Annotated in this window: 15 protein-coding genes; 1 reads left to right on the top strand and 14 read right to left on the bottom strand. The window is 37.9% G+C overall.

Annotated elements, in window-relative coordinates; all coding sequences use genetic code 11:
- Positions 1 to 83: 83 nt before the first annotated feature.
- The 6 genes from PGP85_RS03960 to glgB all read right to left on the bottom strand — a co-directional run bounded on the left by PGP85_RS03960 (position 84) and on the right by glgB (position 10,097).
- On the bottom strand, positions 84 to 1,916 hold the full coding sequence (locus PGP85_RS03960; protein ID WP_010739346.1) for a glycoside hydrolase family 13 protein: 1,833 nt from the start codon (positions 1,914 to 1,916) through the stop codon (positions 84 to 86).
- Complete coding sequence (locus PGP85_RS03955; RefSeq protein WP_270326256.1) at positions 1,897 to 4,335, bottom strand: glycogen/starch/alpha-glucan phosphorylase; 2,439 nt, start codon at positions 4,333 to 4,335, stop codon at positions 1,897 to 1,899. The genes PGP85_RS03960 and PGP85_RS03955 overlap by 20 nt, the downstream gene beginning before the upstream one ends.
- 111 nt (positions 4,336 to 4,446) lie before the next feature.
- Complete coding sequence (glgA, locus tag PGP85_RS03950) at positions 4,447 to 5,874, bottom strand: glycogen synthase GlgA (RefSeq protein ID WP_270326254.1); 1,428 nt, start codon at positions 5,872 to 5,874, stop codon at positions 4,447 to 4,449.
- 2 nt (positions 5,875 to 5,876) lie between these two features.
- Positions 5,877 to 7,025 carry a glucose-1-phosphate adenylyltransferase subunit GlgD gene (gene glgD, locus PGP85_RS03945; RefSeq protein ID WP_010739349.1) on the bottom strand — a complete coding sequence of 383 codons (1,149 nt, stop codon included), beginning with the start codon at positions 7,023 to 7,025 and terminating at the stop codon, positions 5,877 to 5,879.
- Positions 7,012 to 8,157: a glucose-1-phosphate adenylyltransferase gene (locus PGP85_RS03940; RefSeq protein ID WP_034708589.1), complete on the bottom strand. Its 1,146-nt coding sequence runs from the start codon at positions 8,155 to 8,157 to the stop codon at positions 7,012 to 7,014. The genes glgD and PGP85_RS03940 overlap by 14 nt, the downstream gene beginning before the upstream one ends.
- 38 nt (positions 8,158 to 8,195) lie before the next feature.
- Positions 8,196 to 10,097 carry a 1,4-alpha-glucan branching protein GlgB gene (gene glgB, locus PGP85_RS03935; RefSeq protein ID WP_010739351.1) on the bottom strand — a complete coding sequence of 634 codons (1,902 nt, stop codon included), beginning with the start codon at positions 10,095 to 10,097 and terminating at the stop codon, positions 8,196 to 8,198.
- 422 nt (positions 10,098 to 10,519) lie between these two features.
- On the opposite strand from glgB, the gene PGP85_RS03930 reads away from it, so the two are divergent.
- Positions 10,520 to 11,074 carry a DUF2179 domain-containing protein gene (locus tag PGP85_RS03930; RefSeq protein WP_010739352.1) on the top strand — a complete coding sequence of 185 codons (555 nt, stop codon included), beginning with the start codon at positions 10,520 to 10,522 and terminating at the stop codon, positions 11,072 to 11,074.
- Positions 11,075 to 11,076: 2 nt separating this feature from the next.
- On the opposite strand, the gene PGP85_RS03925 is transcribed toward PGP85_RS03930, so the two are convergent.
- The 8 genes from PGP85_RS03925 to PGP85_RS03890 form a co-directional block, all read right to left on the bottom strand.
- Positions 11,077 to 11,940 carry an alpha/beta hydrolase gene (locus tag PGP85_RS03925; RefSeq protein WP_270326251.1) on the bottom strand — a complete coding sequence of 288 codons (864 nt, stop codon included), beginning with the start codon at positions 11,938 to 11,940 and terminating at the stop codon, positions 11,077 to 11,079.
- A gap of 4 nt (positions 11,941 to 11,944) precedes the next feature.
- Positions 11,945 to 12,745 carry a DUF1803 domain-containing protein gene (locus tag PGP85_RS03920; protein ID WP_010739354.1) on the bottom strand — a complete coding sequence of 267 codons (801 nt, stop codon included), beginning with the start codon at positions 12,743 to 12,745 and terminating at the stop codon, positions 11,945 to 11,947.
- Positions 12,746 to 12,908: 163 nt separating this feature from the next.
- Complete coding sequence (locus tag PGP85_RS03915; RefSeq protein WP_010739355.1) at positions 12,909 to 13,838, bottom strand: manganese-dependent inorganic pyrophosphatase; 930 nt, start codon at positions 13,836 to 13,838, stop codon at positions 12,909 to 12,911.
- A gap of 87 nt (positions 13,839 to 13,925) precedes the next feature.
- On the bottom strand, positions 13,926 to 14,705 hold the full coding sequence (pflA, locus tag PGP85_RS03910; RefSeq protein ID WP_010739356.1) for a pyruvate formate-lyase-activating protein: 780 nt from the start codon (positions 14,703 to 14,705) through the stop codon (positions 13,926 to 13,928).
- 144 nt (positions 14,706 to 14,849) lie between these two features.
- The gene (gene pflB / locus PGP85_RS03905) at positions 14,850 to 17,141 is read right to left on the bottom strand and encodes a formate C-acetyltransferase (RefSeq protein WP_010739357.1); all 2,292 of its coding nucleotides are present in this window, start codon (positions 17,139 to 17,141) and stop codon (positions 14,850 to 14,852) included.
- Between the two features lie 287 nt (positions 17,142 to 17,428).
- The gene (gene parC / locus PGP85_RS03900) at positions 17,429 to 19,876 is read right to left on the bottom strand and encodes a DNA topoisomerase IV subunit A (protein ID WP_251867586.1); all 2,448 of its coding nucleotides are present in this window, start codon (positions 19,874 to 19,876) and stop codon (positions 17,429 to 17,431) included.
- Between the two features lie 14 nt (positions 19,877 to 19,890).
- Positions 19,891 to 21,918 carry a DNA topoisomerase IV subunit B gene (gene parE / locus PGP85_RS03895; protein WP_090405593.1) on the bottom strand — a complete coding sequence of 676 codons (2,028 nt, stop codon included), beginning with the start codon at positions 21,916 to 21,918 and terminating at the stop codon, positions 19,891 to 19,893.
- Positions 21,919 to 22,221: 303 nt separating this feature from the next.
- On the bottom strand, positions 22,222 to 22,650 hold the full coding sequence (locus tag PGP85_RS03890) for a CoA-binding protein (protein ID WP_090405343.1): 429 nt from the start codon (positions 22,648 to 22,650) through the stop codon (positions 22,222 to 22,224).
- Positions 22,651 to 22,772: the final 122 nt, after the last annotated feature.

Below are 22,772 nucleotides of genomic sequence, written 5' to 3'. Positions count from 1 at the left end.
TTGTTCTGATATAGCATAGTTTAGCATAAATGTTGGAAAAATGCTTTTCAAATTCCTAAACAATGGGGCGTGTAAAAAAGAACTTATTCTGTGTCGTACATAAAGAGACTCCCCTTAGGTCCAATTACTTCACCCTCTAAAATACGCTCTAAAACGGCATACTCACCCTTATAGGCCCGTGGACTTGATAGTTCACCTACATTCAAACTCTGCTCTTGATCAGATAAATTGATAGCATAAATTACATAGGAATTTTCTGAATAGCGAATAATTCCAAAAATTTGCTGCGCTTGTGAATAAAATGGGAAAAACTGTCCATATTTCATCACATCATATTTTTTACGGCGTTCGATCCATTTTTGACAATTTTTAAACAAGCGCGGATCAATGGAGTTCCATGGGAAAAACTTGCGATTATCAGGATCTTTCCCGCCTGTCAATCCTGCCTCATCCCCATAATAGACACATGGGATGCCTGGCATCATAAACATTAACCCCCAAGCTTGATCCAACGCTTCAACAGAGCTGTTCAGCATAGTCAAAATACGTTCAGTATCATGAGTTCCAATATTATTCAATTGATTGAAATAAAAGTCAGCTGGATAATTTTCTTGGTAGCGAACCATTTCTTCACATATATTCTGTAATGATCGCGACTGTTTTAAAAGATCCAATATTTGCTCACGCAATGGATAGTTCATTACTCCTTGTAAATGATCCCCAAAAACGTATTTCCGGCGTGTATCATAGGCAATTTTATTTGACGCATCTTCCCAGACTTCACCAATTAAGATTTTTTCTTGGTAAGACAATAGATTTTTTCGAATACCTGCAATAAAATCATCTGTCAATTCGTCCGCAACATCTAAACGCCAACCATCAACGCCCATCGAAGTCCATTTGGACAAGACGCTGTCCAAATCTCCATAAATGAATTCTTGATAAGCCGGATTATCTTTTATTACTTCTGGTAAATCAGCTACACCCCACCATGATTTATAGTCATCAGGGTAATGATTGAAAGTAAACCAATCACGATATTCACTTTGAGGGTCACGTGCTGCACCTGAGTTTTCTCCATAGAGACCGCTAATATTAAAATAGCGGCTGTCTTTACCAACGTGAGAAAAGACACCATCCAGTATTACAGCGATTCCCGCCATATGCAAGGCTCCAATAAGGTTTCGAAAATCTTCTTCAGTCCCTAAAACACTATCCACTTTAAAATAGTCATTAGTATCATAGCGATGATTGGAGCTTGCCTCAAAAATAGGATTTAAATAGAGAGCTGTGATTCCCAACTCTTGTAAATAGGGTATTTTGTCCTGAATTCCTTTAAAATTCCCGCCAAAAAAATCCCAACGAACGATTTCATTCTTCTGGTTCTTAATATAAAATGGTTCATCTTCTTCAGTCGCATAAATGAAAGTATTCTTTTTAGGTTGATTAATTTTTCTTTCAGGATTGCCATTAGCAAAACGATCCGGAAAAATTTGATAAAATACTGCATCACGATACCATTTCGGTGCAACCTCTGATTTTTGATAACAAGTTAGTTGATACGGAACCACATCACGTTCAGAACCATAAATTTGTCCTTCGCCGCCTTGACCATTAAAGCCATAGTACTGAATTGTTTCATAACCTTCTGATTCGTGAATAATCTTGAAATAGTAAAAGTAAAGCCCCCAACCCTGATCCATAATCGTTTGAAAGTGAAATCGATCTTCCGACGTCGGTTCCATTGAAAATATTTTTTGACCACTAGAACTGCCTTCCTTACGAACAATCAAAAGGACTTTCGTATTCCTTTGTTCTGGAACCGATAGCCAAATTTTTACCATCGCTCCCTCTTGAACAGCACCAAACGGCTGTTTATATCGCTCTAACCAGGGATTAAAATAAATACGTGTCATGCTGTGTCACACCTCGATCATCTTCATGAGCAAAAGCCGGTTCAATTTGCCAAATGTCATCCGCATATCGTTGGACCGTTTTATCTGAAGAGAAACGGCCTGCATTCGCGATATTTCTTAAGCTGATTTGACGCCAACGTCGTTTGTCTTGATAAGCCTGATTAATTGACTCCTGCGCCAGACAGTAGTCTCCAAAATCACGCAGTACAAAAAATTCATCATTGTACTTAATTAATGAGTCAAAGATTTCTTGTCCTTCTGAAATAATGTTAGGGATTGTTCCATCAACAAGTGTTTTTACAACTTTATAGACTACAGCATCATTTTTGAAAATATCCGTTGATGAATAACTTCTATTTTCATAGTACTGATAGACCTCTGATTCAGTCAAACCAAAAATCGCAATATTGTCATCCCCTACCGCATCACGAATTTCCACATTCGCTCCGTCCAATGTCGCAATCGTCACCGCTCCATTTAACATAAGTTTCATATTAGAAGTACCTGAAGCCTCTTTTGATGCCAGGGATATTTGTTCACTAACATCTGCCGCCGGAATAATCCGCTCCGCCAAACTAACATTGTAGTTTGCTAAAAAGACAACCTTCAATTTATTATTGATTGAGTCATCTTGATTAATTAAACTTGCCGTTTCATTGATTACTTTAATGATTGACTTTGCATAATGATAACTTGGTGCTGCTTTCGCACCGAAAATGAAAACACGTGGTTCAATCGGTAAATCAGGATTTTCTTTCAAATCCAAATACAATTTGATAATATGCAGTAAATTTAATAACTGCCTTTTATAGGCGTGTAGACGTTTGATCTGAACATCAAAAATCGCATTTGAATTCACCTTGATACCGCAATGATCTTCAATATAAGTTGCTAATCTTTTTTTATTCTCCCACTTAGCATCCGCTAAAGCTTCAAGAACTTGATCATCTTCTTCGAAATTTAATAATAAGCGCAAGTCACTTGGATTCTTCCGCCAAGAATCTCCAATTGTATCATCTAATACATTGCTCAAAGCGGGATTAGCTAACTGTGTCCAGCGACGCATTGCAATACCATTTGTCTTATTGTTGAATCGTGCAGGGTAAAGTAAATAAAAATCATGTAAAACAACCGATTTTAAAAGATCAGAATGTAGTTTTGCGACACCATTTGTCGAATGAGAGCCAATGATCGCAAGATGGGCCATATGGACTTGGCCGCACTGAATAACCCTTGTTCGTTGAATCAAGTCAAAATCGTGAACTCCCGTCATCTCCTCAACGAAGCGTCGATCGATTTCTTCGATAATTTGATAGATTCTAGGACAAACACTTTTCATCATATCGATTGACCATTTCTCTAAAGCTTCTGCCATAATCGTATGGTTAGTATAACTCATTACTTCTTGAGTTAGATTCCATGCCCGTTCCCACCCCATCTTTTCTTGATCGATTAAAAGACGCATGAATTCGGCCACGCACATCGCAGGATGTGTATCATTAATGTGGATGGCAATATATTGATTTATTTCATCCATGGGTTTGTTCAATTGCTTATAATAACGCAAAATACTTTGTACTCCTGCTGAAACAAAGAAGTACTCTTGTGACAAACGTAATTTTCTGCCTGCTTCACTTGAATCATCTGGATATAGCACAGAAGTCAAATCTTCTACCGCACGTCGATCTCCGATGCTGCGATAACGATCCTCTTCTTCAGGAGAAATTTCAACCGACCATAAACGCATGGTATTGACGATATCATTTTGGTATCCGACCATTCCTGTGTCGTAGGGCACCGCGCGTAAAAGCATCCCGCCTTGATAATTTGGGGTAAGATTACCGAAACCATCCTCGCTTAAGTAAACATCTCCGCCTATACGCACATCCACTGCCTTACTTTCTTTTCGAACTTCCCAAAGATTCCCTTTTTGCAGCCATTCATCAGGCAATTCGACCTGATAATTATCAACGAAACGTTGCTTAAATAAACCATATTCATAACGAATTCCATTACCATTTCCTGGTAATCCAGTTGAGGCGATTGAATCCATAAAACATGAGGCCAGTCTTCCTAATCCGCCATTCCCTAAAGCCATATCCGGTTCAACTTCTGCTAAATCATCTAGACTAATTCCCAACTCAGTGAGTCCCTCTGAGACCATCTCTAACCAGCCCATATTCAAAAGGTTACTCTTCAGCATTTTTCCAGGTAAAAATTCAATTGAAAAATAATAAGCTTGCTTCTGACCAGCTTCTCGATAATCCTTCCACGTCTGCTGCCAATTTTGTGAGTATGTTGAAGTCATCAATGAACCCAACGTTTGATAGAGTTCATTTGGTGACGCATCTGTGACCTCCATTGCAAATTTTTCGGCCAATCGGCGACTGAAACACCGTTTAAATTCTGTCTTGTCCATTTCTTCATCTCCAACCTACACTTTTTTTAATAATACCTTACTATCATAAAATTATGCTAGAAAAAAGCCAAAATCCATAGCCTGAGGCCTTAGATTCTGGCTTTTCGAATCCTACATTTGTTTGTATAGCTCTAAATATTGTTGACTAGACTCGTCCCAACTAAAATCGCGCGACATCGCTTCTAGCATCATTTTCTTCCAAATATCTTGATGGTTTTGATATAATTCGATTGCTTGTTTAAGTGCATTCATTAAATAGAACGGCTCGAAAATACCAAATCCAAAACCAGTCCCCTCGTTTGTAATCGGATTATACGACTGGACAGTATCTCTCAATCCGCCGATTTCATGTACAATCGGCAAAGTGCCGTAGCGCATCGAAATCATTTGCGATAATCCACACGGTTCAAAAGCCGAAGGCATCAAGAACATATCGACACCTGCATAAACTTTTTGTGCCAAGGTTACATCAAACGCAATATGGATACTAGCTTTATGTGGATATTTTCCGCCAAAATAATGAAATTGATTCTCGAAATTTGGATCGCCTGTTCCAATCAAAATCAACTGCACATCAAACTGCATCAAATTCTCCATTTCCTGCAATAGTAAATGGAAACCTTTTTGGTACGTCAATCGGCTAACAATCCCAATCACAGGGACATCCGGTCGAACGGGCAATTCTAGAAGTTTTTGTAATTGAACTTTATTTTCTATCTTTTTATCCAAATGTTTCTTGTCGTAATTTGCAAAAATTGCTGGATCTTTTTTAGGATTAAATGAAGCATAGTCAATCCCATTCAGAATCCCATGTAATTTTCCGCTTTCCATCCGCAAGATGACATCTAACCCCGCACCAAACTCAGGTGTTTTAATTTCTTCAGCATAAGATGGACTGACTGTAGTGACACGGTCGGCATAAAGAATTCCTGCCTTCATAAAATTCACGCAATTATTGAATTGAATCGTTCCATCATCATAACGTTCACAACCCATACCAAATAAATCATACAATATTTCACGATCGTACTGTCCTTGAAATTCGATATTATGAATCGTTAACACTGATCGAATGTTATTGTATTTCTGAATCCAACGATATTTCTCCTTCAATAAAAACGGGATGAATGACGTGTGATAATCATTCAAATGCATCACATCGGGAATAAAATCAATTTTTTCCATTAATTCGATAACAGCCTGCTGGAAAAAGGCGAAACGCTCCCCGTCGTCATAATAACCGTATAAATTCGGGCGATTGAAGTAATAAAGATTGTCTAGGAAATAATAATCAATTCCATCCAATCGCAGATATTTCACGCCGCAATACTGCTTACGCCAGCCAACATATACATCGTAAGAGAATAAATCTTGTAATTGTTCTTTATAGCGTTGCGGCATTTTTGTAAACAATGGCAACACGACTTTAATATCCGTTCCTTTTTCTTTCAACGCTTTGGGTAAAGCACCCGCAACATCACCCAATCCTCCTGTTTTAAAAAAGGGTGCACATTCCGCCGCTACAAACAATGTTTTCACGTTTATTCGCCTCCGTAAACGTCGCTTAGTACATGAGTATTTTTCTTAATCACAACTGGTTTTTCCAACGAACCAATGATTTTAACTCCTGGTTCAACCACGACATTCTTATCTAAAATTGCATGCTTAACAAAAGCATCTTCTCGAATTGTACAACTTGCCATGATAATTGACTCTTCTATCTCTGCACCTTTCTCGATGACAACACTTCGAGAGAAAAGTGACCCATGTGCTTTGCCGTCGACTAGACACCCAGTCGCAAACTGACTATTTTTCACTTCCGATGTTGGTGAGTAATAAGTAGCCACTTCGTTTTTCAATTTCGTATAGATCTTGTTCTTAGAATACAATAGAGATGTGAATTTTTTGGGATCTAACATTGCCATATTAGCATCATAATAAGACTTAACATCAAAAATATTACTTAAAAATCCTGTGTATTCATATGCGTAAGTCTTCACCTGATTCATCGCCAAAGTTAAGAAATCGACCAATGCTACCGGACCGCCCAAATTTTGACCTTCTTGCAAGGCATCGATCAACCAATCTGTGCGGCAAATAAAGATCTTCATGCCAAGGTTAAGCATTTCATCTTCCGATTTATCTTCCAAGAAGTTATGATGTCCCTTAATTATGCCATGTTCATCTACTTCTAAGATTTCATCTTGACGATAGATCTGTTCTCTAGACATTTTCTTGTAGACAACTGTCATAACACTGTCGCTTTGTTGATGAATTTTTAGAACTGCTTCTAAATCAATATTGCAAAGCATGCGATTGCCCATGAAAACTGTATACTCAGATTTTGATTTATTCAAATAGTCGATCACTGATTCAAAATAAGGTCGTCCCTCAGCTTTCTTTTTCAAGAAGTCTTGATAAAAATGAATAAAGTAGCGACTATCGACACTATCTAAATGCCATTCACGTCCCCCGCCAATATGGTCAAACACCGACTTGGTTGTTCCTTGATTAAAAACCATATAGACAGATTTGATATTTGCATTGATTGCATTCGACAGATTAAAATCGATCAAGCGATATTTACAATCAAAAGGTAAGGTAGCCAATGGCCTTTTTTCAGTTAATGGTAACAATTCTGGACACTCGTAAACATTGCCTAAAATGGCACACATTTTATTCGCTCTCACTTGTCAACACTCCTATCACTTCTGAATAGCCCACGACGGCGATTTCTTCTGTTCCATCAACTACGGCGTCATCACCGATGATTGCATTTTCACCAATGATCGCATTTTTGATTTGTACATTTTTACCAACTGTTGCCCCTGGCATAATAACGCTGTCGACTACTTTGGCACCTTCTTTGACCTGGACATCTCCTGACAGAATACTGTGTTCTACATGACCAGCTACATAGCAGCCATCAGCAATCAACGAATTTTTCACATCGGCATTTTCAGTTAAGAAATGCGGCGGAGAAATTGTATTTTTCGCTAAAATGCGCCAATTCTTATCCCGAATGTTCAGACTATGTTCAGGATCAATGAACTCCATGCTTGCTTCCCACAAAGAATCAATCGTTCCAACATCTTTCCAATATCCGTCGAACCGATAGGCAAAGACATTCTCGCCGCTTTCTAAGTACGCTGGAATCACATGCTTACCAAAGTCCAACATTTGATCATCCTTTTTGTAACTGTTTAAAAGGACGCTCCGTAGACGACTCCAGTTGAATATATAGATTCCCATTGAGGCCAGATTGCTTTTTGGTTCCTCAGGTTTTTCTTCAAACTCAATGATTCGATCGTTTTCATCGGTATTCATAATACCAAAGCGAGAAGCTTCTTCTATCGGTACTTCAATCACCGCCACAGTCAATGAGGCATTGTTCGCCTTATGGTCCTCCAACATTGCTTCGTAATCCATTTTATATATGTGATCACCAGATAATACCAGAACATATTGAGGGTCCATTTGATCGATGTAATCCATGTTTTGATAGATAGCATGAGCTGTTCCTTCAAACCATTTACTGCCATCGTTACTTGAGTATGGCTGTAAAATAGTTACACCAGAATTTAGACCATCAAACCCCCAACTTGAACCATTTCCAATATGATTATTCAACGCCAATGGTTGATACTGCGTTACCACACCAACATTGTTAATTCCGGAATTGATACAATTACTCAGTGTAAAATCAATAATCCGATAGCGACCGCCAAAAGGGACAGCAGGTTTTGCAATTTTTTGTGTTAGTTTGCCGAGACGCGAACCTTTCCCGCCGGCTAAAATCATTGCTAAAATTTCTGTTTTCATTTTATTTGATGAAGGACTTTCCTTCATCGACCTCCCCTCTATTTCTTACGTGTGTTGATTGACTCTGGTTTTAAAACAATAGCACCTAAAGCTGGAACAGTTGTCTTGATCAACTGATCGTACTCCTTAAATTTGATTGGTTCACTTTGACAATCCACATTGTGTTTTGTCCATGTCCCGCCAAATTCCTTCATTTCTGTATTCCAAACCTCCTTATAAGTTCCAGAATAAGGAACACCGATATGGAAATCATTACGTTCAATCGGTGTCATATTTAGAATGACAATCAAGAAATCTTTCTTCCGTTTACCTTTTCGCATAAAGCTTAGAATTGATTCAGAAGTATTGTCAGCATCAATTATTTCAATTGTGTCGTAAGAATCTTCCAATTCCCACAAAGCTGTTTGATTTTTATAAAAATCATTCAGTTCAGAAGTAAATCGCTGCATTGAATGATTTAGTGGATCATTAAGATCGTTCCATTCCAGGCCTTCGTCAAATTTCCACTCCAAAAATTGTCCCCACTCACTACCCATGAATAGTAATTTTTTCCCTGGATGCATCATAAAATAAGTGTATAAATTTCTCAGCTGTGCAAATTGCTTATAGCGATCTCCCCACATTTTATGCATCAGACTCTTCTTGCCATGAACAACTTCATCATGAGACAAAGGTAAAATAAAATTCTCCTGCATCATGTACATAAAAGAAAAAGTAATTAAATTGAAATTGTCTTTTCGATGAACGGGATCCATTTCGTAAAAACGCAGGACATCATTCATCCAACCCATATTCCATTTAAAATCAAAACCCAAAGAGCCGCTTTCGATCATCCCCGTTACAGGAGTCTCAGAAGAACTCTCTTCTGCAATCATTAAAACATTGGGATGAGCCAGTTTTATTACTGCATTTAATTTCTGCAAGAAATAGTAACCTTCAAAATTACGATTTCCACCTTCGTGATTCGGTGTCCAAGGGCCATCATCGTAGTCTCGATAAATCATACTGGATACAGCATCTACACGAATGCCATCAATGTGGAACATTTCGATCCAGAACATTGCACTAGAAATCAGGAAACTTTGAACCTGCGGCTTTCCTAAGTCAAAATTGATCGATCCCCAGCGATTATTTTTTGCCCGATCAGGATCAGCGTATTCAAATTGTGGTGTCCCGTCATAATAGGGGAGCGTATCATCATTGATACAATAGTGTCCAGGTACCCAATCAACGAATACTCCGATGTTATTTAAGTGACAAGCTTCGACGAAATCTTGGAATTCTTCAGGCGTCCCATAATAAGAACTCATTGCAAAGTACCCAATCAATTGATATCCCCACGAACGGCCTAATGGATGTTCCATCAACGGCATAAACTCAACGTGGGTATAGTTCATTTCGACTAAATAAGGTACTAGCTCATTTTTCAAGTCAGCAAAACTAAAGGGTGTGCCATCTTCATGGTGTTTCCATGAACTTGCATGCATTTCGTAAATGTTCAGCGGTCGTTTAAAAGCATTTGAACGCTTGCTACGTCCGCGCCACAGACCATCTCTCCATTTTTTTTCAGGGAAGTTGTATAGCTCGGCTGCATCATCAGGTCTTTTTTCAAAGCGAACGGCAAAAGGATCAATTTTTAAAATTTCACGACCGTTTGCTTGTCGCACTTTAAACTTGTAAAGGTCCCCCTCGTTAACGATATCCGTATAGACTTGCCAAATTCCACTCGCATCATCTTTTTCCATTGGCAGTCCCTGCCAATCGTTGAAGTCGCCAACCAAAAAAACAGCGCGTGCATTCGGTGCCCATACCCGGAAAACATAGCCATTCCCTGTTCGATGAGCACCCAGTAAATGTTGAGCATAAAAATTTTCTCCAGACAAAAATGTTCTCTTAGCATCATCAAATTGTTGCATTTCTTCTTGCTCTTTTTTTCTCATGAGAACCACCCTTTTGACGAACGGCAAAGCGTCCTTAAATTACATTTCAATGTGTAAAGTTTAATAATAAAAACATAGCTTGTTCTATTATAATAACACAAACCTTTATTAAATAACGTATCAAGCGTTTCACATTTTTCTCTTCACATTATTAAATGCCCCTACCTAACATTATATTATAATAAGATTTAAAATAGAAGATAAAAATTTCATTTCTTTTAAATAATTCGATTTTTCTTCTATAAATAACATTTATTATTTTCGTTCTCTGTTTTTTTGACAAATAATAAAGAATTTCTTTTATAGTTCTTTCCTTCTGTTTGCCTTTTGACAAAATAATCGTTAGGCTAGTGATTAATGAATAAATTAGCAAAAAAAGACATCATGAAATACAGACTCATAGAGCCAAGGAGGTTTCTTCTATGATAGATATAAAAATGCTGGCAATGATCTTTTTTATCAATTTTGCCTACGTCACTTTGAATACACTTCGTTTTATGCTTACAATGAAGGGCTACAGAATTTTAGCTCCCTTGATGAGTATGGTTGAAATTACCATCTATATTCTTGGACTATCAATGGTTTTGAACCGTTTGGATAATCCCCTAAATCTACTTACTTATGCATTGGGGTATGCAATTGGAATCAGCGTCGGAATAAGAATTGAGGATAAGTTAGCACTGGGCTATATCATGGTTAGCGTAATTTTACCGTCCAACACTGAAAAGGAAGCCAGTCTGCCTCGTATTTTACGTGAAAACGGCTATGGTGTTACACAATCATATGGTGAAGGATTGTCGGGTGACCGTATGGTTCTGGAAATTCTCTCACCACGTAAAACTGAACGAACACTCTATGCTTTAATCAAAGAGGTTGAAGAGCGAGCATTCATCATTTCCTACGAGCCGAAATACATTTCCGGCGGTTTTTGGACTAAAAAAGTGCGCAAACGCCAAAAAAGCAGCTCGAAGCCTTAGCTTCAAGCTGCTTTTTTCCAAATAAATCGAACTAATTCATTTTGTAATTTTTCACTTTTGGTTATTGCGGAGTGACCTCCGCTTTTTCCTGTAACTAATAATTCCTGGTAACTTTTCGCATGTTTTTGAAACATCAGGCGTAAAGCAAATGCACTATGAATTGAAACAGATCCATCACTTTCCGTTCCATCTTTCAAATCACCAGCCACATCAAGTATTCTCAAATTTGACGGCAATCGGTTCATTGCTTGATCAAAGTATTGATAGATAGGTGTTTCACCACTCGGCCCATTTTCCGTTAACTCATATGCGAAAATGTCCTCTGTATCCTCAGCGATCTCCAGATCATTGAAAGGAGCAGCTATTGCAACAAATCTTTCTGTTACCGGTGTTTTCTCTTCAGCATATTCTAATAAGTAACGTAACGCTGAGACACCGCCCATAGAGTGGCTAACCAGATTGACCCGCGTGATTCTTTGTTTATAGAGATAACGCATCACTTTATCTATCCATTTACTTTGAGTGATCTCATCTGTTACATCTTTTGCGAAAAGTACCATGATCGTTGGATTATCGTTATTATTTTTTAATTTTCCTTCTATAGTTAATTTACCATCCGCTTGAACGACAATCGTCATTTCACGCTTAGCAATATTTTCCCGTTCCAATCTTCTTAAAAGCGGACCAAAAGAAAAAGAGTTTCCTTCATATCCATGAATAAATACGGTTGGAACGTTTGAATAACGAATATTTTTTTCCTTTGTCAGCGTTCCTGGATTAAAGTATCGTACTTTTGCATAATAAATACCTCCAAATACCAATAGAAAACTAACAATCAATACAATTCCTTTAATTACTCTTTGCATTCAGTCATGCCTTCTTTTTTATCAAATACGTAAAACTCTCACGATCACCTAATAACTGTTCTGCTAATTGCCTTGCGAAAAGGAACTGCGTTCTAGCGTCTAGCTCTTGTACTAGATCTAGCAGACCATCTTCATTATAAACTGAAATAAGCACTCGCCAATCCGGTTGTTTTTCAATTACTCCGCTATTTAACAAACTTTCTAAAAAAATTGAGTCTCTTCGCGGTGATTTATCAGCCATTATCCGCTCAATAATAAGCCCGATTTGATTGTTAAAAAAATCAGGGTTAACATCTCCGATAAGCTCGGATAATTGGGGAAATAATTTAGGACGAGAAATATTCTCAAAATAATTAGGCAGTGTTTCTGTCAACTTGCCTGCACAATTGATGGTAACTAGATGAAAGCTCTTATTTACTAAACGATTACACGTGGGAAAGGGAATGTCTGCTATCAGTGTTTCACCTGAGTTATCGCTCCAAAGCTTTTCTCCTAGCCAAACCAATAATTGTTCCGTTGAATAGGTTTCTGTATTTCTTTGAATAAAATGCTTGACCATATCAGTTGTTGGATAATCCTCAACAACCTCCGAGCAAAATTGATAACGCCGGCTCTGTCGCAAGATAATCCCATTATCAATTAGCATATCTAAATTTTTATCTAGATGAGTTTGTTGCGGAAAGTTTTTTCGGATTTCTCGCAAAATAACAGGCTCTGGTAAAACGTGGAAGTAGCTTAATAATTCTTGAATTTCTTTTTGCTTAAGGGCTGATTCTATTTTTTTATTATTTGTATAGATTTGCATGATAGCCTCCTTTCTTCAAATGAACATAATATAGTAATTCTCATGCACGTTCTTTCATTTGCGCAGTCACGAAAATCCCAATAATACTCCTTCGCATTATAATCCTATTTAAAAGATTCCACAAAAAAGTGGACTTTCAAAAGTCCACTTAGCTAAACTCGCTTTACTTTTCAAATGCCTCAGTCAATTGAGGAACGATTTGCTTCTTACGTGATACAACTCCTGGTAAGAATGCACGATCATTTTTAAGTTCAATTTTAAATGCCTCAGTCACCTTTTCTCTAGGTTCACCGGCAACTAGCAGTTCAGAATCAGAGTTTAAAACATTCGTTACAAGAAGTAAGAATAGATCATAACCATTCTTGACGTTTTCAGCTAGCATCGCATCCCGCAAAGCCGCTTGTCGAGCAAATACTTCATCTAAATCAACCGTGTTGATCTGTGCGATTCGAACAGTTTTATCTGCCATCGGGAATGATTTTGCATCTAAATCTAATAATTCTGCTTCAGATTTATCTCCTAAATTCGTGCCAGCTTTTAATAAATCAAGCCCGTAGCTGTTTAAGTCAACACCAGCGATTCCAGCTAGTTCATTTGCTGCATCGACATCCTCTTGAGTACATGTTGGTGATTTGAATAATAATGTATCAGAGACGATTGCTGATAGCATCATACCTGCTATTTTCGCTGGAACAGCAATACTGTTCTCTTTATATAATTTCAACACAATCGTTGACGTACAACCGACTGGCTCCGCACGATAATACAACGGATTTGCGGTTTGGAAGTTCGCGATACGATGATGATCGACTACTGAAAGAATGTTTAAATCCTCGATATCTGCTACACTTTGTTGGAATTCATTGTGATCAACCAACATCACATCATTGGTTTCAGCGGCAATTTTTTCTACCACTCTTGGAGCTTTCAAACCGAAATGATCTAATGCAAATTGTGTTTCTTCGTTTGGTGTTCCAAGCGCAACTGCTTCTGCGTCCACACCCAGATCTTTTTGCAAGTTAGCAAAGGCCATTGCTGCTCCGATCGCATCTGTATCAGGATTTTTGTGTCCAAAAACTAAAACTTTTCCCATGGTTGATTCGCTCCTTTAAATAAGTTCTTCTTTATCATATCAAAAAAAAGGAAAAGAGCAACAACATGTCGCTCTTTTCCTGAAATTTTAACGTTTCAAATACCCCTTATACTCTTCTGTATGCAGTATTTTTTTTGCATTTGCTATTCTGTCATCCGTAGGTGGTTCAATTCCCTCTAATGGATATTTCAAGCCCATTTCCTCCCATTTGTATTTCCCCATTGTATGGTATGGAAGAATCTCAACCTTGTCAACATTCTTTAAAGTCTTAATAAATTTATCTAATCGAATTAAGTATTCGTCATAGTCGCTTCTAAAAGGTACTAATACATGGCGGATCCAAACAGGCTTATTGATATCCGAAAGATATTTCGCCAATTCTAAGATGTTATCGTTACTTTGACCAGTTAATTCTTTATGTTTTTGGTCATCAATTTGTTTAATATCAAACAGGACCAAATCAGTGTATTGCATTAATTCTTCAAATTTTGAAAAGAATGGTTCTTCGAAAGTAAAGGGTTTTCCGCAACTATCTAAAGTCGTGTTAACGCCTATTTCTTTAGCTTTTTTAAAAAGATCAATCAGAAAATCAATTTGTAGCAAAGGTTCACCACCACTAACTGTGATTCCACCCTTTTTCCCCCAATAACTTTTATAGTTCAATGCTTCTTTTAATACATCATCAGCAGTTCTTTTTTTAGCTTTTGGATCATTAATTTTCCAAGTATCTGGATTATGACAAAATTGGCAACGCATCCGACAACCTTGCATGAAGACAATAAAACGCACTCCAGGTCCGTCAACGGATCCGAAACTTTCGATTGAATGGACATTTCCGACAATAGGTTGTTCAGTCACAGTAGACATAAACAGTCCCCCTCTTTTATATGTAAAAAATCCTCTTTGAATTTTTTTATCATGACTCATATAACAATTATATTTTAAAAATTAAGGCGAACAGACCTCTGTCCATCCGCCCTAATTTGTTATTTCTTCGATAGAATCAGTAAATTACATTTTTGCGTGGAATGTACGGCTGATTACATCTTCCTGTTGTTCACGTGATAAGTCGATGAATTTAACAGCATATCCAGAAACACGGATCGTGAAGTTCGCATATTCTTCTTTTTCTGGGTGTTCCATTGCATCGATTAATTTTTCTTTACCGAAAACGTTCACGTTTAAATGATGTGCTCCTTGATTGAAGTAACCATCTAATACGTTCGTTAAGTTTTCAATACGTTCATCTTCATCATGACCCAATGCATCTGGATTAATACTTTGAGTATTTGAAATACCGTCTAATGCATATTCGTAAGGTAGTTTAGTCAATGAATTAAGTGAAGCTAATAATCCGTTTTGTTCAGCACCATATGATGGATTAGCACCTGGTGATAATGGTGCACCAGCAGGACGACCATCTGGCAACGTCCCAGTTGCTTTACCATAAACAACGTTAGATGTAATTGTCAAGATTGAAGTTGTCGGTTCTGAATTACGGTAAGTATGATAGTGTTCTAGTTTTTCCATGAATGTCTTCAATAACCATACAGCAATATCATCTGCACGAGCATCATCGTTTCCATATTTAGGGAACTCACCATCAATCTTGAAGTCCGTTACAATACCAGCTTCATCGCGAATTGGGAATACTTTTGCATATTTGATTGCAGCCAATGAATCAACAACATGTGAGAATCCTGCAATACCAGTGGCAAAAGTACGTTTCAAATCTGTATCCATCAACGCTAATTCAGCCGCTTCATAATAATATTTATCATGCATAAAATGAATAGCGTTCAATGTATTCACATACATGCCAGCCAACCATTCTAACATATCGTCATATTTAGCCATAACTACATCAAAGTCCAAAGCATCATCAGAATCGATTGGACGGAAATCAGGCCCGACTTGAACTTTAGATTTTTCATCAACCCCGCCGTTGATTGCATACAACAATGCTTTCGCCAAGTTGGCACGAGCACCAAAAAATTGCATTTCTTTCCCTGTTTGAGTAGCTGACACACAGCAACAGATCGCATAATCATCTAACCATACTGGACGCATTACATCGTCATTTTCGTATTGAATAGAAGAAGTATCAATCGAAATCTTCGCTGCATAGTCTTTGAACCCTTCTGGTAAACGAGAAGAATACAAAACAGTTAAGTTTGGTTCTGGAGATGGTCCCATATTTTCTAATGTGTGTAGGAAACGGAAATCATTTTTAGTAACTAGTGTACGTCCATCCATACCCATACCAGCGATTGATAATGTTGCCCAAACCGGATCGCCTGAGAATAATTCGTTGTATGAAGGAATACGAGCAAATTTAACCATACGTAATTTCATTACTAGATGGTCAATCAATTCTTGTGCTTGATCTTCTGTCAATGTACCATTTTCGATGTCACGTTGAATATAGATATCCAAGAAAGTAGAAACACGACCAATTGACATTGCCGCACCATTTTGTTCTTTGATAGCTGCTAAATAGCCGAAGTACGTCCATTGAACGGCTTCCTTCGCATTTTCGGCCGGACGAGAAATATCAAACCCGTAAGCCTCAGCCATTTCTTTGATGCGTTTCAACGCCTTATATTGATCGCTGATTTCTTCACGTAGACGAATGTCTTCCTCAGTGAATTGACCATGACCGCAATTTGCGTGATCTTTTAATTTTTGTTCCATCAAGTAATCGATACCATATAAAGCTACACGACGATAGTCACCAACGATACGTCCACGTCCATAAGTATCAGGAAGTCCAGTGATGATCTTGTTCCGACGAGCCGCGCGGATTTCTGGTGTGTATACATCAAATACCGCTTGGTTATGTGTTTTATGATAATCGTTAAAAATTTCAGTGAATTTAGGGTTCGGTGTGTAGCCGTAGCTTTCAAGTGATTCTTCAGCCATACGAATACCACCATAAGGCATGAACGCACGCTTTAAAGGCTTGTCTGTTTGAATACCAACAATAGATTCTTTGTCTTTCATATTCTCATCGATATAGCCAGCACCGTATGCATTAGCAGCAGATACAACATCTGCTTCCATGTCTAATACGCCGCCGTTTTCACGTTCTTGTTTTTGAAGTTCTTGCAATTTGCCCCAAAGTTCGTTCGTTGCTTTAGTTGGTTCTGCTAAAAATTCAGCAGCACCTTCATAAGGCGTATAGTTCGCTTGGATGAAATCACGTGTATTGATTTCATTTTTCCATAGATGACCCTTAAAGCCTTCCCATGCAGACTTTTCTGTGTTTTTCATTTTGTCTAGTTCATTTGTTGCAGTTCCCATTTCGAAAGGACCTCCTTAGAATATAAAAAACTTTATTGCTACAGCTTTACGAACACAGTATAACACATAAAATCTTTTATGCAAGCCTTTCCTTGTGAAAGATTAATTAGAAAATAAGAATTCTCTGAAATCGTTAGCAAACCACTGATATCATCGGTTTTATCATGGTTAAACAATTAGTATTTTTTTCTTATTAATAGCCGATTTCAATGATTTTGTGATAAAAAAAACGGCATCTGTATTAATACAGATGCCGTTTATCTATGCATTTTTATAATACACGAGAGCTAATCTTCAACCAATTCCTGTGGTCGTAGAACAGAGAAAAGTTCTCCATCTTTTTTCTCATCAATTGCAAAAGTACCATTGGAAATTCGATCACTGATAGCGACATCCGAAATTTCAATTTCTTTTTCAACACCCTTGCTAGTCGTTAAAACAAGTTTCCCTTCAGTTTCAGTCGTCATATAGGCTAACCGATGCGGATTCTTCTTCAATTCTCGGAAAATCAATAAACCACGTTTGGCTCGACCTAATTGTGGTAATTCTTGCGCCAGCATTCTTTTTGCTGCCCCGCGTTGGCTCAGTAATAAAACAGGCGAATCCCCTTCTGAAGGGATCAATGCTCCCGCTACCACGTAATCTCCTTCTTTTAAATTAATAGCTTTAACACCGGCCGCTTTAGATCCTACTACAGGAACTTCTTCTAAAGGATAACGTAACCCGAAAGCGCGATGCGACGCGATAAATACATCAACATTACGTGTTTCATTCGTTAAGAAAACGGAAACGATTTGATCAGTGTCATTTTTCATTTTCATCGCTGTTGTAGGTCGGCTGCGATACGTACGCCAAGGTGAAAATTCTGTCATACGCGTTTGCTTGATCATACCCTCTTTACTCATAAAGATGAAGAGCTTGTTGGCATCAATTTCTTTATATGGGAAAGCCGCGATGATTTCTTCAGTCATCGATAAATTCGTAATCGTTTGAGAAATATGCTCGCCGACATCTTTCCATTTCAATTCTGTGATTTCATGAACTGGACGATAGATCATATTCCCATGATTCGTTAAAATCAGTAAATGATCAAGTGTGTTTAACTTATTGATGAAAATAATCGAATCGCCATCCTTCATGCCATGTTCATCCGGGCGTGAAGCATTATATGAGCGCAAACTGCTGCGTTTCAAATATCCTTCTTTTGTCAAAGTTACGATGACATCTTCTTGGGCGATCAACACTTCTGTTTCAATCTTGATTTCACTGATTTCATCTTCAATTTGTGTTAAACGATCGTTTCCGTAGCTTTTCTTGATTTGTCTTAATTCTTGTTTCATGACTTTGTGTAATTCTTTTTCACTGTTCAAGATTAGACGTAATTCTTTTATTTCAGCAGCTAATTCATCTGCTTCTTTCTCTAACTGTGTGATATCCGTATTAGTCAAACGGTACAATTGCAATGTTACAATTGCTTCTGCTTGCTCTTCACTAAAGTCAAAACGTTCGACCAAATTGTTTTTGGCATCCTTTTTATCCTTGCTGCCCCGAATCGTCGTAATAACTTCATCAAGAATCGATAGAGCTTTTACCAATCCTTCAACAATATGTTCGCGTTTTTGTGCTTTTGCAAGCTCATATTGACTCCGTTTGGTTATTACAGATTTACGATGGCCAACATAGCTCTCTAAAATATGCTTCAATCCAACTTGTTGCGGCGTCATGTTATCAATCGCAACCATATTGAAGTTGTAGTTGATTTGCAAATCGGTATTCTTAAATAAATAATTTAAAATACCTTGCGCATTAGCATCTTTCTTCAGTTCAACAACCACTTGTAACCCAGTACGATCTGATTCATCACGTACTTCAGCAATCCCATCAATCTTTTTATTTAAACGTATCTCGTCCATTTTTTTAACTAGAACAGCTTTATTCACTTCATAAGGAATTTCATGAATGACAATCTGTTGTTTGCCGCCCTTAAGAGCCTCAATCGAAGTTTTCGAACGAAGAATAACCTTGCCTTTGCCAGTTTCATAGGCTTTTTTGATTTCTGCTTTTCCTTGTAAGATGCCGCCTGTTGGAAAATCTGGACCAGGGATATATTCCATGATTTTTTCTAAAGAAGCATTCGGATGATCAATCAAGTAAATCGCGCCATCAATAACTTCAGATAGATTATGTGTTGGGATTTCTGTCGCATACCCTGCCGAAATACCTGTAGAACCATTGACCAATAGATTGGGATAGGCCGCAGGTAAAACAGTTGGCTCTTTTTCCGTATCATCGAAGTTCCAAACAAAATCAACGGTTTCTTTTTCGATGTCTTTCATCATCTCGCCGCTTAATTGTGATAACCGTGCTTCGGTATATCGCATTGCTGCTGGTGGATCCCCATCCATCGAACCATTATTCCCATGCATCTCAATTAATACTTGACGTAGTTTCCAGTCTTGACTCATTCGAACCATTGCTTCATAGATTGAACTATCGCCATGAGGATGATAATTACCCATGATGTTTCCGACTGATTTAGCAGATTTTCGAAATCCTTTATCATACGTATTACCGTCTTTATTCATGGCATATAAAATTCGACGTTGAACAGGTTTCAAGCCATCGCGAATGTCCGGCAACGCTCGTTCTTGAATAATATATTTTGAATAGCGGCCAAACCGGTCACCCATTACCTCTTCTAATGTTAACTCTTGAATTGAATGTTTCGTATCCATTCTTTGACCACCCCCTATTCATCGAACAAACTGATTGTTTTTACTTCATCAGCTGTTTCCTCTAATTTACTTTTTTCAGCTACCGATACAGCTGAATCTTCTTCCTTATTGTCTAACAAGCTTCCATCTTCTTCTAACGTAAATTGAACATGATTTTCAATCCATTTACGACGAGGTTCAACTTTATCACCCATTAAGGTCGTAACGCGACGCTCAGCTTTAGCAGCATCGTCAATTCGTACACGGACAAGCGTACGATATTCTGGATCCATCGTGGTTTCCCATAATTGATCCGCATTCATTTCCCCAAGACCTTTGTAGCGTTGCAACATATAACCTTTGCCCACTTTATCCGTCACTTCTTGCAATTCATCATCAGTCCATGCATATTCAAGAACTTGTTTACGTCCTGAACCTTTTGAAACTTTGTATAATGGCGGTAAGGCAATATAGACCTTCCCTGCTTCAATCAACGGTTTCATATAGCGATAGAAAAATGTTAATAACAAAACCTGAATATGGGCACCATCAGTATCCGCATCGGTCATAATAATAACCTTGTCGTAATTGCAATCTTCAATTGAAAATTCTGGCCCTACTCCTGCACCAATAGTATAAATCATGGTGTTAATTTCTTCGTTTTTCAAAATATCCTGCATTTTGGCTTTTTCAGTATTAATAACTTTTCCACGTAATGGCAGAATTGCTTGGAATTTCCGATCACGTCCCTGTTTTGCCGAGCCGCCGGCGGAATCTCCTTCGACTAAAAACAATTCGTTTCTAGCAGCATTACGTGATTGTGCCGGTGTTAACTTCCCTGAGAGTAGAGACTCGCCCTTTTTACGTTTCTTACCATTACGACTTTCTTCACGAGCCTTACGTGCTGCTTCGCGAGCTTCGCGGGCTTTAATCGCTTTACGAACTAACATTTGACTATTCTCGCTATTTTCTTGCAGATAGAACCCCATTTGCTCTCCGATAACATTGTCAACGGCACCGCGAGCTGCCGGTGTACCCAACTTTTCTTTCGTCTGTCCTTCAAATTGCAAAAGGTTCTCTGGAATTCGTACAGATAAGACCGCAGATAACCCTTCACGGAAATCTGAACCTTCCAAATTCTTATCCTTCTCTTTTAGCAACCCTGACTTACGAGCATATTCATTAAATGCTTTGGTCATGGAGGTCTTCATACCAGACTCGTGTGTACCGCCATCTTTTGTTCTTACATTATTAACAAACGAAAGAAGGTTTTCTGAGTAGCCATCGTTGTATTGATATGAAAATTCCACTTCGATTCCATCACGTTCACCAGAAAAATAAACGACAGGTGTCAATGTATCTTTATCTTCATTTAGATATTCGACAAATTCTTTGATACCTTCTTCAAAGTGAAAAATTTCTTGGACCTGCTCATCTCCACGTAAATCCGTTAAGGTAATTTTTACACCACGTAACAAGAAAGCAGATTCTCGTAAACGCTCTGATAATGTTTCATACGAAAAGTGTAAAGTTGAAAAGATTTGAGCATCAGGTAAAAAATGCACTGTAGTTCCGTTGGGTTTACGAGTCTTACCAATTTTCTTCAACGTGCCCTGTGGTTTACCACCATCTTTAAATTCTTCGCGATATTCTACCCCGTCTCGAACGATCGTCACATTCAACCACTCGGATAACGCGTTCACTACACTAGCACCGACACCATGCAACCCGCCGGAAGTTTTATAGCCGCCTTGTCCGAATTTTCCTCCAGCATGAAGAATCGTGAAGATTACCTCGACAGTCGGGATTCCAGATGCATGCATTCCAACTGGCATTCCCCGACCTTTATCACTTACTTCAACGCTGTTGTCTGGATGAAGTGTGACTTCAATTTCACTTCCGAAACCAGATAATGCTTCATCGACCGCATTATCGACGATTTCATAAACCAAATGATGTAGGCCTCGACCATCTGTCGAACCTATATACATTCCTGGACGTTTTCTAACCGCTTCTAATCCCTCTAGTACTTGGATTGAAGCGTCATTGTATTCATTGTTCATTTTAGCCAATCCTACAACTCCTTACTCCTGTTTAACGTAATTATTTTTTGAGAAAATAAATTTATTGTTCGTACTATATGCCATTTAACAAAGATAATGAAAATTCAATTTTTTCATTAATTGCATTCTCTATTGAATGCGCCCCTTTTTATTAGCTTGATGCAACGAGGATCATAAGGGTAAAGTTAAACAAGCAACTTTATCAAAAGTACATCATTTGTATGATACGCTAAAAAAACTCAAAAAAAAAGCCTCTCCTGTTGCTGAAAAGGCATTTTAATCTTTTTTTTTAATAAAATCAACTCAACGATTATGCTTTTTGTTCAATTCAATCTTCACACAACGATCCATCACAATGTCGTTCCGTCCTTGATCTTGTAATATTTTGGCTGCTTTATCACTACTTAAACCGAGCTGTGCCCAAAAAACTTTAGCATCTGTTTTCAGGAACTCCTCTGCCACTGCTGGTAAAAATTCACTACGTCTAAAAATATCCACAATATCAATCGTTTCTGGTACTAACGATAAATTTTCTACAACAGGAATCTCATTGATCGTTTGACCAGCCAATTTTGGATTTACACCATATAATTTATAGCCGTACGTTTTTAATAAGTCAGCTATTTGGTAACTAGTTTTTTCAGGATTATCACTTAGACCGACAACCGCAATCACTTTTGCTTCATCTAAATATTGAAAAATTTTTTCTTGACTAGGATTTTGAAAACTCATTTGCTCGCCCTCGCTCAATTCAAATTTTTTATTGATAGCAATTAGTATATCACGAGATTAGAATTTGTTCACTCTTTTGAAATCTGCTAAAATAGCCTTATTAATAGAGAAATGAGGATTCG

Source organism: Enterococcus malodoratus (assembly GCF_027659535.1).
Lineage (GTDB): Bacteria > Bacillota > Bacilli > Lactobacillales > Enterococcaceae > Enterococcus_A > Enterococcus_A malodoratus.
This window is presented reverse-complemented; position numbering and strand designations above follow the sequence as displayed.

Coding starts and splice junctions, on each gene's coding strand:
- PGP85_RS03960 (WP_010739346.1), bottom strand. CDS start 1,916: ATGACACGTATTTATTTTAATCCCTGGTTAGAGCGATATAAACAGCCG.
- PGP85_RS03955 (WP_270326256.1), bottom strand. CDS start 4,335: ATGGACAAGACAGAATTTAAACGGTGTTTCAGTCGCCGATTGGCCGAA.
- PGP85_RS03940 (WP_034708589.1), bottom strand. CDS start 8,157: ATGAAAACAGAAATTTTAGCAATGATTTTAGCCGGCGGGAAAGGTTCG.
- glgB (WP_010739351.1), bottom strand. CDS start 10,097: ATGAGAAAAAAAGAGCAAGAAGAAATGCAACAATTTGATGATGCTAAG.
- PGP85_RS03930 (WP_010739352.1), top strand. CDS start 10,520: ATGATAGATATAAAAATGCTGGCAATGATCTTTTTTATCAATTTTGCC.
- PGP85_RS03925 (WP_270326251.1), bottom strand. CDS start 11,940: ATGCAAAGAGTAATTAAAGGAATTGTATTGATTGTTAGTTTTCTATTG.
- PGP85_RS03920 (WP_010739354.1), bottom strand. CDS start 12,745: ATGCAAATCTATACAAATAATAAAAAAATAGAATCAGCCCTTAAGCAA.
- PGP85_RS03915 (WP_010739355.1), bottom strand. CDS start 13,838: ATGGGAAAAGTTTTAGTTTTTGGACACAAAAATCCTGATACAGATGCG.
- pflA (WP_010739356.1), bottom strand. CDS start 14,705: ATGTCTACTGTGACTGAACAACCTATTGTCGGAAATGTCCATTCAATC.
- pflB (WP_010739357.1), bottom strand. CDS start 17,141: ATGGGAACTGCAACAAATGAACTAGACAAAATGAAAAACACAGAAAAG.
- parC (WP_251867586.1), bottom strand. CDS start 19,876: ATGGATACGAAACATTCAATTCAAGAGTTAACATTAGAAGAGGTAATG.
- parE (WP_090405593.1), bottom strand. CDS start 21,918: ATGAACAATGAATACAATGACGCTTCAATCCAAGTACTAGAGGGATTA.
- PGP85_RS03890 (WP_090405343.1), bottom strand. CDS start 22,650: ATGAGTTTTCAAAATCCTAGTCAAGAAAAAATTTTTCAATATTTAGAT.